Source organism: Moorena sp. SIO3I8 (genome assembly GCF_010692325.1).
Lineage (GTDB): Bacteria > Cyanobacteriota > Cyanobacteriia > Cyanobacteriales > Coleofasciculaceae > Moorena.
Genome location: NZ_JAAHHW010000010.1, coordinates 32,279 through 45,502, shown reverse-complemented (window position 1 = coordinate 45,502; position 13,224 = coordinate 32,279). Strand labels below are relative to the sequence as shown.

General features: G+C 46.0%; 15 protein-coding genes. 10 read left to right on the top strand and 5 right to left on the bottom strand.

Translation table 11 applies throughout. The features are described from left to right. Positions 1-3: 3 nt before the first annotated feature. On the top strand, positions 4-1,272 hold the full coding sequence (locus tag F6K51_RS06195) for a glutamate-5-semialdehyde dehydrogenase (protein ID WP_293018932.1): 1,269 nt from the start codon (positions 4-6) through the stop codon (positions 1,270-1,272). Here F6K51_RS06195 and F6K51_RS06190 read toward each other — a convergent pair. Beyond that, a complete protein-coding gene (locus F6K51_RS06190; protein ID WP_293018930.1) occupies positions 1,269-2,414 on the bottom strand; it encodes a CO2 hydration protein in 1,146 nt (381 codons plus the stop codon). The genes F6K51_RS06195 and F6K51_RS06190 overlap by 4 nt on opposite strands. Positions 2,415-2,640: 226 nt before the next feature. On the opposite strand from F6K51_RS06190, the gene F6K51_RS06185 reads away from it, so the two are divergent. Beyond that, entirely contained in the window at positions 2,641-2,775 is a 135-nt protein-coding gene (locus F6K51_RS06185; protein WP_293018929.1) for a hypothetical protein, read from the top strand. A gap of 3 nt (positions 2,776-2,778) precedes the next feature. On the opposite strand, the gene F6K51_RS06180 is transcribed toward F6K51_RS06185, so the two are convergent. Then, positions 2,779-4,275, bottom strand: a complete 1,497-nt coding sequence (locus tag F6K51_RS06180) for an NADH-quinone oxidoreductase subunit M (RefSeq protein WP_293018928.1) — start codon at positions 4,273-4,275, stop codon at positions 2,779-2,781. A gap of 340 nt (positions 4,276-4,615) precedes the next feature. Here F6K51_RS06180 and F6K51_RS06175 point away from each other — a divergent pair, with 340 nt between their 5' ends. Then, on the top strand, positions 4,616-5,134 hold the full coding sequence (locus tag F6K51_RS06175) for a hypothetical protein (protein ID WP_293018926.1): 519 nt from the start codon (positions 4,616-4,618) through the stop codon (positions 5,132-5,134). On the opposite strand, the gene F6K51_RS06170 is transcribed toward F6K51_RS06175, so the two are convergent. Further along, complete coding sequence (locus F6K51_RS06170) at positions 5,048-6,940, bottom strand: NAD(P)H-quinone oxidoreductase subunit F (protein ID WP_293018924.1); 1,893 nt, start codon at positions 6,938-6,940, stop codon at positions 5,048-5,050. The genes F6K51_RS06175 and F6K51_RS06170 overlap by 87 nt on opposite strands. Positions 6,941-7,175: 235 nt before the next feature. Between F6K51_RS06170 and F6K51_RS06165 the strand changes: the two genes are divergently transcribed. The 7 genes from F6K51_RS06165 to F6K51_RS06135 all read left to right on the top strand — a co-directional run bounded on the left by F6K51_RS06165 (position 7,176) and on the right by F6K51_RS06135 (position 12,418). Continuing rightward, on the top strand, positions 7,176-7,358 hold the full coding sequence (locus F6K51_RS06165) for a hypothetical protein (RefSeq protein ID WP_075902542.1): 183 nt from the start codon (positions 7,176-7,178) through the stop codon (positions 7,356-7,358). A gap of 666 nt (positions 7,359-8,024) precedes the next feature. Further along, complete coding sequence (locus F6K51_RS06160) at positions 8,025-8,336, top strand: carbon dioxide-concentrating mechanism protein CcmK (RefSeq protein ID WP_008185070.1); 312 nt, start codon at positions 8,025-8,027, stop codon at positions 8,334-8,336. A 183-nt stretch (positions 8,337-8,519) separates the two neighbouring features. Then, complete coding sequence (locus F6K51_RS06155; RefSeq protein WP_293018921.1) at positions 8,520-8,861, top strand: carbon dioxide-concentrating mechanism protein CcmK; 342 nt, start codon at positions 8,520-8,522, stop codon at positions 8,859-8,861. A 168-nt stretch (positions 8,862-9,029) separates the two neighbouring features. Continuing rightward, entirely contained in the window at positions 9,030-9,329 is a 300-nt protein-coding gene (locus tag F6K51_RS06150) for a EutN/CcmL family microcompartment protein (protein WP_008185074.1), read from the top strand. 316 nt (positions 9,330-9,645) lie between these two features. Further along, entirely contained in the window at positions 9,646-11,322 is a 1,677-nt protein-coding gene (locus tag F6K51_RS06145) for a ribulose bisphosphate carboxylase small subunit (RefSeq protein ID WP_293018915.1), read from the top strand. 40 nt (positions 11,323-11,362) lie between these two features. Beyond that, positions 11,363-11,524 carry a hypothetical protein gene (locus tag F6K51_RS06140; RefSeq protein WP_293018914.1) on the top strand — a complete coding sequence of 54 codons (162 nt, stop codon included), beginning with the start codon at positions 11,363-11,365 and terminating at the stop codon, positions 11,522-11,524. 144 nt (positions 11,525-11,668) lie between these two features. Continuing rightward, entirely contained in the window at positions 11,669-12,418 is a 750-nt protein-coding gene (locus F6K51_RS06135) for a hypothetical protein (protein WP_293018913.1), read from the top strand. On the opposite strand, the gene F6K51_RS06130 is transcribed toward F6K51_RS06135, so the two are convergent. Next, positions 12,359-12,616 carry a hypothetical protein gene (locus tag F6K51_RS06130; protein WP_293018912.1) on the bottom strand — a complete coding sequence of 86 codons (258 nt, stop codon included), beginning with the start codon at positions 12,614-12,616 and terminating at the stop codon, positions 12,359-12,361. The genes F6K51_RS06135 and F6K51_RS06130 overlap by 60 nt on opposite strands. Before the next feature lie 18 nt (positions 12,617-12,634). Next, positions 12,635-13,090, bottom strand: a complete 456-nt coding sequence (locus tag F6K51_RS06125; protein WP_293018911.1) for a cupin domain-containing protein — start codon at positions 13,088-13,090, stop codon at positions 12,635-12,637. Positions 13,091-13,224: the final 134 nt, after the last annotated feature.

The following is a 13,224-nucleotide window of genomic DNA, read 5'->3' as shown; positions in this document are numbered from 1 at the left end:
ACAATGAACACAGACTCTGGGAGCAAGGCCTCGAAGTTACATGATTTAATGGCCAGTGTCCACCATGCTTCTCGGGCATTGGCAAACACCAAGGGAGAAGAGCGCTCTCGTGGCATCGAGGCCATGGCTCAAGGAATGCGAAATTCCTTTGATGATATTTTGGAAGCTAACACCCTAGATCTGGAAACCAGTAGGGACATGGCAGTGCCAGACCTAATTTTGGACTGGCTGAAGCTAACACCAGAAAGGCTACAGATGGCTATCGGGATCCTGGAAAGGATTGGAAAGTTATCTGATCCAATCCGGCGGGTAATGAACGCTTCCTATCAAACTGACCAATCTCAGACCTACTGTCAGCTAATGCCGTTGGGAGTGATTGCTCTAATTTATGAGGCATTCCCTGAACTAGGTGCAATTGCCGCAGGCTTTTGTCTCAAAACTGGTAACTCCCTGATTCTCAAAGGCAGTAGCGAAGCCAGTCAATCTAACCAGGTGATTGCTCAAGCGTTGCAAAATGCTTTGGATGAGGTCGGTTTGCCAACGGGATGTCTGGAACTATTCCCCTCTGGACAGGGAGCTTCGATTCGGGATTTGGTCACTCAAAATCCATATCTGAATTTGGTAATTCCCCACGGACGACCAACCCTGCTCAAGCAGGTGATCCAGCAATCAACTGCACCAGTTTTGCAATCGGCCATTGGTAACTGCTACCTTTACTGGTCTGCTAATGGTAACGTCGATCTGCTTAGGCATATGGTTTTAGATAGCCACGCCAGTCAGCCGGATCCCGTCAATGCTATTGAAAAAATTCTGATTAATCAGAATCAAAAAACCTCTGCCTTAGTTACCCTGTTGAACAACCTCAAGGAAAACGGTTTTGAACTCAGAGGTGATGCCAATCTAGTGGCTAAGTTTCCTGAACAATTGACCTTGGCAGCAGAATCCGAGTGGGGTCAAGCCTACTTGACCAAAACTATTGCGTTGAAAGTGGTAGATTCTATAGAATCAGGCATTGCTTGGATTAATCAATATAGTAGTGGTCATGCTGACTGCCTGGTGACAGATTCTTATCAGGAAAGCCGTCAGTTTGCCTTAGGTGTAGATAGTGCATCGGTTTACATTAATTCTTCACCAAGATTTTCACGGAATCCGCAACCAGGAGACTCCGTGTTTCTAGGTATGTCTAATCAAAAAGGACATTCTCGCGGCATGATTAGCCTGGAGACTCTCACTACCCTTAAACACGTAGTTCAGGGTAATGGGCAGTTTTAGGCGTTGGTCATTTGACCATTGGCTGCTCTTAAGCGGGAGGGGATCAATCGATCCATCCAGTATTCCAAATAGGCTCGATTTTCCTCAAGTTCAGCAGGATCCGTGGTATCCATCGGATGAGGTGCTAGCCCCAAAATCGCAGCTGTAGTGACACAAAACATAGATTTCTGGAAAGTTTGGCAAATTTTGACCCGCAAGTCAATTTCACCCCGATGCGATCGCATAAAAAAATCGCTGAGATACTTGGGTAGATAATGCCTCATATCCTGCATCAGCAATGTCGGTGGAATTCCAGCACCACCAATAGGCAATGGGTCAGCATACAATGCGCCATAGGTAAATCGGGTTTGATCTGGGGAAATCTGGTAGGCTTGGGCATTCAGAGATACTGTCCCCAGAAAGGGTGTTCCCCGGAAGAAAATTGCCTCTACATAGGGTACTCCTGTATCAGACAAGAAAGTCAAACCAACCGATTCGGGAATAATCTCATACCTTTGAGCGCCAATCTGAGGGGCATAGGTAATGGGTTTGTTTGCTGCTGCGACTAACCCTGCTTTAATATGGTCTACTACTTGGGGAATCGACTTAATTTCCCCTTCGTCATAGCCCTGAGATAGGGACATGAATATATCACTCATCACCCGCCAGAATTGCCCTAATCCACTGGTATAGGCAAGCATTCGCACTTGTTCGGGCAGGAATTCAGGAAATAGCTTGTTCATTCCCAGCATCAAGGGATTGCTCTTAAACTTTGCCTGAATTGCTTCGGCACATCGCTGCTCAAATTCATCGGTATCGAGATGACTATCTAAGCCCCCACCACCGTGCCATAACATCGAGCGCATACAGTATTCAGCGTACTCAAAGTTAATTCGGTCGTGCCACCAATGACGTAAAAGCTTTGAGAATGAAATGTCGCCATTGAAGTATTTAAAGAAGGGAAAAAATACTAAAAATTGATGATCTGCAGTGTAGATAAGATTGCGGGAGTAAGCATCTAAAACAATGCCGTAGCTGTGAAGTATACCGACTACTTCCATCAGGTTTTCTGGGGAATCCGATAGCAGGGCACTACCAGTTTGTAGTCGCTTTATATACTCCTCTAGGGGATGAGTTCGTTTCGTTTTCTGGCTAACTAACATAATAATTAGGGTGAAGGGTGAAGGTTGAAAGTTGTTGAAGGTTGAAGGTTGTTTAAGGTTGAAAGTTTAAGGTTGAAGGTTGTTTAAGGTTTAAAGTTTAAGGTTTAAAGTTTAAGGTTTAAAGTTTAAGGTTTTTTAGGTGTTGAACGCGCACGCGTGGCCTTTTGGCTAAGGTTGAATGCGTTCGCTGAAAGCGGGCCTATCGGCAGAGCCGTTCGCCTTTGGCGTGGCCTACGGCCTCCGCTACGCGAACGTCCATCGCATTCAACCAGCTAACTTTCAACCAGCTAACTTTCAACCTGTTAACTTTCAACCTGTTAACCTACCCTACACCGAACGCCAAGGGCAAACAACCTGTTAACCTTCAACTATTGCTTGATACATTCACAGCTACATTCGGTGGTGTCGTTACCAAAGTTGCTGTGATCGGTTCACTTAAATTAAGTAACCATCCTGGCTGTAGTCCCAGAACCACAATCAATAGGGCTAAAACCAGCCCTGGTAATTGTTCTGTGAACTTAACGGTTGGTAAATCAGTTAAATGGTTAGCCAGACGACCAAAGAAGGCTCCACCAACTAGTTGTAAAAAGTAAACAACCGTTAAACCGGTGCTGAGCATGCATAGGATAGTTGGGATTGGTAATACCTGGAGACTACCCCAGTAGACCAGAAACTCAGAGATAAATCCCACCATGCCAGGGATACCAGCACTAGCCATTACACCAAGCACTATCAAACTACCAACTACTGGCATACCCCGTTCCGGATTTAATAGACCATTGAGGATAGTGATATCCCGTGAGCCAGTTTTCTTATAAATGATACCGACTAATAAAAACAGTAGCGCTGATATTAAACCGTGACTGATCATATGCAAAACTGAGGCTACCAACGCTAGCTTAGTGGCAGCAGCAGCAGCTAACAGAATGTATGCCATGTGAGCGACAGAACTATATGCCACCATTTTTTTCATATCTTTCTGGACAATGGCATTGAATGCTCCGTAAAGGGAACTCACTGCTGCCCAAATTCCCAACCAAGGTGCCAGAATTGTCCAAGGTTCCGGAAACAAACCTAAGCCAAACCGCAACAAACCATAGGTACCTAATTTCAGGAGCACACCAGCTAATAGAATTGAAACTGGGGTTGATGCTTCCACGTGGGCATCTGGCAACCAGGTATGGAATGGCACAAAGGGAATTTTAATCCCGAAGCCAATTAGAACCGCTCCTAAGAGAATTAATTGCTGAGCAACGGGTAGTAATGATGCCAGCTCCCTGGTCTCGGCGTAGCTAAAGCTAGAGGAACCACTCAAAAACACTAAGCCCAGGAATGACGCTAGAACCAAGGCTCCGGAAAGGGCTGTGTAGAGGAGAAACTTGGTTGCAGCATAGCCTCTGCGCTTACCCCCCCAAATTGCAATCAACAAATATAGGGGAATCAGTTCCAGCTCATAGAAGATAAAAAACAGCAGTAAATCCTGAGCTAGGAAGGCACCGGCAACAGCGCCATTTAGCAACAGCATCAGAGCGTAATACAACCTAGGGCGAATGACGTTGGAATCTGTGCAGTACAGGGCAATTGCGGTTAGCAGACCATTTAGGATTAGTAAGGGCAACGATAGACCATCTACCCCTAAACTATAGGTCAAACCAATCACCTGAATCCAAGGAAGATTTTCCTGAAATTGTAGATTCACGTCACCGGGGTTAAACATGGTCATCAATATTACTGACCAGAGGAAAATACCACCAGTAACCACCAAGGCAACTTGACGAGCTGCTTTAGCGGTGACATTCCCGGGCCAAAACCCCACTATAGCGGCACTCAGTATTGGTACCAAAATCAAGGCACTCAACATAAATCGACCAGTCTCCTAATCATTGGTTTACTAACTCTTGTCATGGGGTTGGTTTGTTGAAGGTTGAAGGTTGGTTTGTTGAAGGTTGAAGGTTGGTTTGTTGAAGGTTGAAGGTTGGTTTGTTGAAGGTTGTTTGGTTGAAGGTTGTTTGGTTGAAGGTTGTTTGGTTGAAGGTTGTTTGGTTGAAGGTTGAAGGTTGTTTGGTTGCAGGTTGTTTAGTTGAAGGTTGAAGGTTGTTTGGTTGCAGGTTGTTTAGTTGAACGCGATGGACGTTCGCGTAGCGTCGGCTCTGCCGATAGGCCCGCTTTCAGCGATCGCGTGGCCAATAGGCCAAGGTTGATTGGTTGAACGCGATGGACGTTCGCGTAGCGTCGGCTCTGCCGATAGGCCCGCTTTCAGCGATCGCGTGGCCAATAGGCCAAGGTTCAACAGTCAAAGGGCTAACTTTCAACGGGCTAACCTTGGCCTATTGGCCACGCTACGCGAACAACCTGCTCACCTTCAACCTGCTCACCTTCAACCTGCTAACTTTCAACCTGCTCACCTTCAACCTGCTCACCTTCAACCTGCTCACCTTCAACCTGCTCACCTTCAACCTGCTAACTTTCAACCTGCTAACTTTCAACGGGCTAACCTTGGCCTATTGGCCACGCTACGCGAACAACCTGCTAACCTTCAACGGGCTAACCTTGGCCTATTGGCCACGCTACGCGAACAACCTGCTAACATTCAACCTGCTAACCTTGGCCTATTGGCCACGCTACGCGAACAACTAATCACCTATCAACAAAGACCACTGCTCCAAAGACCACTGACTCAAAGACCACTGATTCAAGGGCCAGGTGATGAAGATTGCTAATAAGCTGATTCCTAATAGGATAGTCAGTACATAAAACTGTGATTTACCGGAAACGCTGTATTTTAGGCTTTGACCACTAAATACTGTTCCTAAACCAACCAGATTGACTAACCCATCAACGATATATCTATCAACCCAAGCTGTAATCTTGGAAAATAGGAGAACAGCAAACACGATGGTGTAACGATACAGTTCGTCCAGGTAAAAGTCATAGGCGAATAGGTCTTGGAACAATTTCAACGGCATCCGAATTGACCGCGACCAGGTTCTGGGTAGGTAAATTAAAGCCCCTGTAGTGCAACCTACGACACTAGAGATTATCAAGCTTACCTCGGCTAGGAGATTGAGATCCTCCCATTCCGATAGCAATTCCATCGGACGTATTAGCACTGGTACCAGCAATGTCAGTATGGTTAACGCTACCATTGGTAAGGCCATAGCCCACGGTACTTCTGGTGCTCGACGGGTCTTCGCTTGGGGTTTCCCTAGGAAAACTAGCCGAAACACCCGGACTAAACCTAAGGCAGTAACTGCGTTAACGAAGAGAAAGGGTATGACCAGAAGAGGGGCATCAAACCAAAAGGCGTTAATCCCTTCACTCATTGCCCAAAAGCCACCCAGGGGGAAAAGTCCAATCAGACCAACGATACCCACGGCAAAGGCAGTGCTAGTAGCGGGCATTTTTGACCCTAAGCCCCCCAATTCAGCTAAATTTTGGTTATTAGTGTTGAAGATTACCCCCCCGATGCTCATAAACATCAAGGCTTTAGCAAAGGCATGGGCAACCAGTAAAATCACACCAATATCAGCGCGCTGCATTCCAACCGCGATAAATACTAAACCAATGTAAGCGCTGGTGGAATGGGAAAGCGATCGCTTAATATCGATTTGTGCGATCGCTACCATTGAGGTGCCTAGTGCTGTGATAGTACCAATAACTACTAACACCGATAAGGTCAACGGTGAGACCATGGTCACGATCGGCACCAGTTTAATCAGCACATAAGTACCACAAGTCACCACCAAGGAATTCCGCAGTACTGAAGCGGGATTGGGTCCCTCCATCGCCTCATCCAACCATAAATTCAAGGGGAATTGGGCACATTTACCAATTGGACCAGCAATCAAAGCCAATCCCAGTAAGTTACCCACTAGTGGCGGTAGATTAGCTGAATAAGCCCAGGTATACAAGTCTGAAAAGGTTAAGCTTCCCGCAAAGGTTGCTAAGCTCACCACCCCAACTAGCAGCAATATATCTCCTACACGCTTGGTTAGAAAAGCATCTCGGGCAGCTTTGAGTGCTAAAGGCTGAGCGTACCAAAAACCCACAATGAGCAAAGTACACACCGTGAGCATCTCCAACAGAGCATAGGTCAGGAATAAGGAATTACTCAAGACAATTCCGATCAATGCCCCTTCAAAAAATCCCATCAGGGCAAAGAAGCGAGCTAATCCCCAATCTTTCTCCATATATCCGAGAGCATAGAGTTGCGCCAATAGACTTAGGCTGGTGATAAACTCCATTGCTGCAGTACTCACTGGTGAGACTTCCAGAACAAAGGATATGTCAATATCAGCAACCATTAGCCAGTGAAACTCTATCTCTTGCACCGCTTCCTGTAATGAAGCTTGGAAGATCAGCCAGCCATGAATGCAGGCGAAAAGTGTCATCAACAGGTTAAAGTAAGCCGCTGGTCTCGGTCCCGTACGACGCACTATTCCTGTTGCCCAGGGGATAGTTAAAAATGCCCCAATCCAACTGTAAATGGGAACTACCCAAATCGTCTGAGTAAGCAACTCAGTCATCACGCCTTGACCTCATCATTTCTGCAATCAATTAAATAAAAATCGGTACTAATTAGCCCAAACGTCTTTTTAAAGTGACGATTTTCCTCGGTTTACAGCTAATAATGTGGTGATTTGTCTTAAATCATTACTATTTTTACAACTTTATCAGTTAAGGGTTATCTTGGACATAATCCAGGCTTATTTTTTCCGAATATTTTTTTGATTATTACCATAAAACACTGCTTTTGGAATCATGACAAGTAACCTTTATAGAACCCATCAAGCTAACTTATTCAAGGTCAAGTCTGGCTTGACAACCGATCAAGCTAAGGGATTAAAGCTCAAATCAGGCTTGACAACCCATCTATCCACCCATCTATCCTTAGTCAGGTTAGAGCGACCCAGTTCCCAGTGCCGTAACCCAGGAACTCGGTGACCGCACTCAAATTCTGGCGCTTAGTGAGGATTACTTATCTAAAAGTTATAAAAAAATTATAAAACAAAAGCAACCATTCTCCAAAACGGTGAATTTTCGTTAACTAATCTAGCTGACCCCCTCGGAATGTTAAGTTTTGTTAAGGTCTCTCATTAAGAAGTATTATCATATTTTATATTGTCAAATACGCCAAGGTTCTCTATGCTTAGTTTTGGTTGTCCTTTAAACAAAGATGTTGAGGGCATTCCCCGTCTACTATCTTTGTTTCAGCCGGGGTGTTAGCGTAGCGTGGCCGAAAGGCCAGGGAAACAATCACTTTTGGTTAGGCAAACCCACACCCCCCTCCACCCTTTAATCCCCCCCAAACTAACCATGAGGCGGATTAAGCGAGGAGCAAGGGAAGTACAGAAGCACGACCAATACACTTAGCTACCTGAGTTAGCTAGGTGAATTAGCTAGGTCAGTTAGCTAGGTCAGTTAGCTACCTGCTATGGGCTTGGTCGGCTCACGTTCTGACGGTGTATCGAAAAGGCCGATTTACCCGGCAACATTGCAGTTATCTGCAATACCACAGAAACCCTAACTACACTGCCCTAACTACACTGCAAGGTTAGTTAGGGAGCGTTCATCACTCTTATTTGACTAATCCACTAGGAGAAAAGCGAAATGCCAATTGCTGTTGGAATGATTGAAACTGAGGGCTTTCCAGCTGTTGTAGAAGCAGCTGATGCGATGGTTAAAGCCGCTCGCGTCACCCTTGTGGGTTATGAAAAAATCGGTAGCGCTCGTGTAACCGTGATTGTGCGGGGAGATGTCTCCGAGGTGCAAGCTTCCGTATCCGCTGGGATAGAATCAGCAAACCGGGTGAATGGAGGTAAGGTGGTATCAACCCACATCATCGCTCGTCCCCATGAAAACTTAGAGTATGTCCTACCAATTCGTTACAGCGAAGCTGTGGAACAGTTCCGTAGCTACTAGCCAAGATGCTCCTAAAAACCATAGAGAGTCTAGAGGCAATTGGCACAAGCTTGGGTGCTGAACTCGTTGGTATGCAGTGACTATAGGTTTAGCAAAGAGCGCTTATATGCCGTCACAACCATCCCACGTGTGGTCAGCGCGTGGGTTGATCAAAATCTTGATAAACGTCTAGGAGTAAAATTCATGTCAATTGCTGTGGGAATGGTGGAAACCCTTGGTTTTCCAGCGGTTGTAGAAGCCGCAGATGCTATGGTGAAAGCGGCTCGTGTCACCCTTGTGGGTTATGAAAAAATTGGTAGCGCTCGTGTAACCGTGATTGTGCGGGGAGATGTTTCCGAAGTGCAAGCCTCGGTAGCTGCTGGAATTGATAACGTTAAGCGTGTCAATGGAGGTCAGGTATTATCTACCCATATTATTGCTCGACCTCACGAAAACCTGGAGTATGTTCTACCAATTCGTTATACCGAAGATGTGGAACAGTTCCGGGAGAGTACTAACGCCATCCGTCCGATGAACCGTCCATAATCGTCCGCCAATTTGAGATTCAAGACATGCCGGTGTCAAGTAGGGGATGTGCTTACCATGAGGGGAGAGATTGCTTGATCCACTAGTTTTGGCTTGGCCATATAACTGCTCCCTAATCCATCTCCCCCCAAGTCCTGTCACCCCAAGTCCTGTTAATAATTTAGGTCAATGCAAATTGCCAAGGTCCGAGGCACGGTCGTTAGTACTTATAAAGATCCTAGTCTTAGAGGAACTAAATTCCTTTTCCTGCAATACCTAGATGATGCAGGAGAACCACTCCCCAAGTATGAGGTAGCTGCTGACATAGTCGGTGCTGGTATAAATGAGTGGGTGCTAGTCAGCCGTGGCAGCGCGGCTCGGCAAGTCGGTGAGAGTGACAAGCGTCCCATCGACGCTATGGTGGTGGGGATTATTGACACGGTCAGTGTGGACAATAGCATGCTCTACAGCAAAAAAGACCAGTATTAGTGAGTAGGTTCGGACAATAGTAGCTTTGGGTAGTAGCTTTGGGTAGTAGCTTTGGGTAGTAGCTTTGGGTAGTAGCTTATGCCTGGTAATCCATTGCTCGATTCTGACCCGACCCCTATAGCTTTCCAAAGCAGTTATTTGTAACGATAAGCCATAACGGTAGAGGTTAACTATTAACAATCCAGCAATTTCTGCATGATTACATTTCCCGAGTGGGAGCAGCAGAAATAACTAACCCCAATCCTCAAGTGTGGGGCTTGACAAAAATCTATTTCATGACAGTGTATCTCAAATAAAAATTAGGAGGAAAACATCTATGGCATTTAGCACCCAGGCAGCTCCCCCAACACCGTGGTCACGGGATCTGGCTGAACCAAAAATTGATGACACAGCTTATGTCCATTCTTTTTCCAACATTATTGGAGATGTAGAGATTGGTCCAAATGTATTGATTGCCTCGGGAACCTCGATTCGAGCTGATGAAGGGGGACCATTTTACATCGGTGAAGGTACCAATATTCAAGATGGTGTTGTGATTCATGGTCTTGAAGAAGGTCGGGTTGTTGGGGATGACCAGAAAGATTACTCGGTGTGGATTGGCAAGAATGCATCGATTACCCACATGAGCCTGATTCATGGTCCTGCTTATGTTGGGGATGATTGCTTTATTGGCTTTCGCTCTACGGTGTTTAATGCTAGAGTTGGCGAGGGCTGTATTGTGATGATGCATGCCCTTGTTCAGGATGTCGAAATTCCTCCCGGTAAATATGTTCCTTCCGGAGCGGTGATTACTAATCAGCAGCAAGCTGACCGACTACCGGATGTAGAAGAGCAAGATAGAACGTTTGCTAACCATGTGGTGGCAATCAATGAGGCATTGCGGGCGGGTTATCAGTGTGCAGAGGATGATTCCTGCATGATGCCCATCCGCAAAGAAATTGCTGAAAATGCTGACTCTAATGGTCATAGTAGCCCTGATAGTTCCCATAAATCTTTCAGATCAATGTCTTCAAATACAGGATTAAGTTCAGAGCTTCAACAACGAGTTCGTCAACTGTTAGGCCAAGGATACCGAATTGGTGCTGAATATGCTGATGAGCGTCGCTTCCGTACTAGTTCCTGGAAGAGTGCTTCCGGAATACACTCCGATCGTGAATCAGAAGTGCTGCAAGCCTTGGATGATTGTCTGGCAGACCACGCTGGTGAGTATGTCCGACTAATTGGGATTGACCCGAAAGCTAAACGCCGGGTGTGTGAAGAGATTATCCAAAAACCGGGTGGCCCTGTTTCTGGAAGTTCCACTGGATCTGGTTCAAGAAGCTACAGCCCCTACAGCTCTGCTCCTCAACCTACTGCGGGTTTCTCTAGCAATGGCTTAGACTCATCAGTCGATGATCTAGTTCGTCAACTGTTGTCCCAAGGGTATCGGATTGGTATTGAGTATGCTGATGAGCGTCGCTTCCGGACTAGTTCCTGGAAGAGTGCTCCTGGCATAAGCTCCGATAACCTATCACAGGCTTTGGCAGACCTAGGGGCTTGTTTGGCAGACCACGCTGGTGAGTATGTCCGACTGATTGGGATTGACCCGAAAGCCAAGCGCCGGGTGATGGAAAAGATTATTCAAAAACCAGGGGACACTGCAAAGCCTGCTGCTAAACCTAGTAGTAGTTATAGCTATACTCCCCGTTCAACCCAATCCTCAGGATTCAATGGCAGCAAGGTTTCTGGTTCATCCTTGAGTCAAGATATCGTTGAGAAGATCCGTAACCTGTTGTCCCAAGGTTATCGGATTGGTACTGAACATGCGGATAAACGTCGATTCCGCACCAGTTCTTGGCAGAGTTGCTCCCCCATTGACTCTACTCGGGTTTCAGAGGTGGTTGAAGGTCTAGAAACCTGCTTGGTTCAACATTCGGGTGAGTATGTACGGTTGATTGGTATTGATCCGAAAGCTAAACGGCGTGTTCTAGAGACGCTGATTCAAAAGCCTTAATTTATAAGCATAGCACAGGGAACAGGGAACAGATAGGGAAGTGTGGGAAGTGTGGGAAGTGTGGGAAGTGTGGGTAGATGGGGGGAAGCCCCAATACCGCACTGCATCCCTTAGAAAACAAACCGTCAAACCCTATCCCCCTACTCCCTTGCTGCGAGAACCATTTAATTTAAATCAAGACCAGCTTATTTATAGGTATTAGACTTCTTGCAACGGTAAAGAAGCCCTCAAAAATGATAGTGCTAGAGTCAAATTTAATCCCAAAACCCTTTACCCAAAACCCTTTACCCCCAAAACTGCGGCGAAGTCTACTGTGCCAAAAATTATGCACTTGCCTAAACTTCAATTGAGTAATAATTCTCATATATACGTGGAAGGAAATGTGAGCATTGATCCTAGTGCTGTTATTTCAGCAGGGGTAATTTTGCGAGCGGATCGAGATAGTAAAATAACGATTGCAGCCGGTGTTTGTATCGGTATGGGAGCAATTATTCATGCTCACAAAGGTACTGTGGAGGTGGAATCAGGAGCGAGTTTAGGCGCTGGGGTTCTGGTCGTGGGGAAGGGAAAAATTGGCGCTAATGCTAGTATTGGCTCCCTGACGACAATTTGGAATCATTCTGTAGAATCCTTACAAGTGGTGCCATCAGCGTCGGTGTTGGGGGATAAGGGGCGTCCATTACCGGAAGAGTCTCAACCAACTCCTGATACGTTGGAGCAGAACCCTCAGGAGTTATCATCAACTGTACCTGAAAACAGCTTTACCACGGAATCTGTAAATGGTAAATTTCCATCCACTAGTAATACGGTGGCTACAGATACAACAGATACAACGCAGACCAATTTTATAGAGACTAATTCTACAGATACCAATTCTATAGAGACTAATACTATAGATACCAATACTACAGATACCAATACTACAGAGACTAATACTACAGAAACTATTGAAGCTGAGACGACCCCTGAGTCACAGACAGAATCACCAGCCCCGAAGACTCAGCCTACTGTTCATGGGCAGGGGAGCTTGAACCGATTACTGGATACTCTGTTTCCTTACAATCAATCTTTTAATAGTTCTAGCAAAGATACATAGCAGCTGCGTAGACTCATCCGTTTGATGCGATCGCAAACGCAGCTCCGTAGACCCATCTCTTTTATGCGATCGCTTAATTTGTGTTCGCGCAGCGTGACCAAAGGTCAATCGAGTAATTTGCGAACGCGCCCCGCGTGACCATTCGCGTAGCGTGGCCTTTTGGCCAAGGTCAATCCCATAGCGGCTCGCTAGAACCATCCCATAACAGCTCCTCAATCACAATAACTCCCGGCTGATCTGAGGGAAAACTCCGCTTTCTGCCAACTCAAAGTCGGCAAAGTCAAAGCCTGGTGCAACAACGCAGCTCACCAGAGAAAAACTATCATCTTGTGAAGGAATCGCCCCAAACCATGTACCGCCTGGCAAACAATAGTAAGGATGAGCACCGTCTGTCAAACTGGCTCCCAGTAGTATGCCCCGTTGTGAACCGGTCTCGTCAAGGTAGTTGAGACACAATGGTACACCAGCATGATAAAACCACAGTTCATCAGACCTGATACGATGCCACGATGAATATTCACCACTACGGAGGAGATAATAGATTGAGGTAGCAACAGACCGTACTCCAAAAGGTGTCTTTACGACCTGATCTGATCGATACATCTCTCGATAAAACCCCCCCTCAGGATGTGGTACGAGTTGCAATGCTTGTATAATGTACTCCGCATCCATATCTGTTCTATCGTTTTTACAAAAGTTAGATATTGATAGTTTTTCGGAAAGATGTAGTTATTTTGGCATTGCTTCGTTTTAGAATCAATCCTATGTTTGCCACAGCTGAGGTCTGCCTAGGTGACGTTCCTACA

Coding starts and splice junctions, on each gene's coding strand:
- F6K51_RS06160 (WP_008185070.1), top strand. CDS start 8,025: ATGCCAATTGCTGTTGGAATGATTGAAACTGAGGGCTTTCCAGCTGTT.
- F6K51_RS06125 (WP_293018911.1), bottom strand. CDS start 13,090: ATGGATGCGGAGTACATTATACAAGCATTGCAACTCGTACCACATCCT.
- F6K51_RS06165 (WP_075902542.1), top strand. CDS start 7,176: ATGACAAGTAACCTTTATAGAACCCATCAAGCTAACTTATTCAAGGTC.
- F6K51_RS06180 (WP_293018928.1), bottom strand. CDS start 4,275: ATGTTGAGTGCCTTGATTTTGGTACCAATACTGAGTGCCGCTATAGTG.
- F6K51_RS06195 (WP_293018932.1), top strand. CDS start 4: ATGAACACAGACTCTGGGAGCAAGGCCTCGAAGTTACATGATTTAATG.
- F6K51_RS06190 (WP_293018930.1), bottom strand. CDS start 2,414: ATGTTAGTTAGCCAGAAAACGAAACGAACTCATCCCCTAGAGGAGTAT.
- F6K51_RS06155 (WP_293018921.1), top strand. CDS start 8,520: ATGTCAATTGCTGTGGGAATGGTGGAAACCCTTGGTTTTCCAGCGGTT.
- F6K51_RS06170 (WP_293018924.1), bottom strand. CDS start 6,940: ATGACTGAGTTGCTTACTCAGACGATTTGGGTAGTTCCCATTTACAGT.
- F6K51_RS06150 (WP_008185074.1), top strand. CDS start 9,030: ATGCAAATTGCCAAGGTCCGAGGCACGGTCGTTAGTACTTATAAAGAT.
- F6K51_RS06130 (WP_293018912.1), bottom strand. CDS start 12,616: ATGGTTCTAGCGAGCCGCTATGGGATTGACCTTGGCCAAAAGGCCACG.
- F6K51_RS06145 (WP_293018915.1), top strand. CDS start 9,646: ATGGCATTTAGCACCCAGGCAGCTCCCCCAACACCGTGGTCACGGGAT.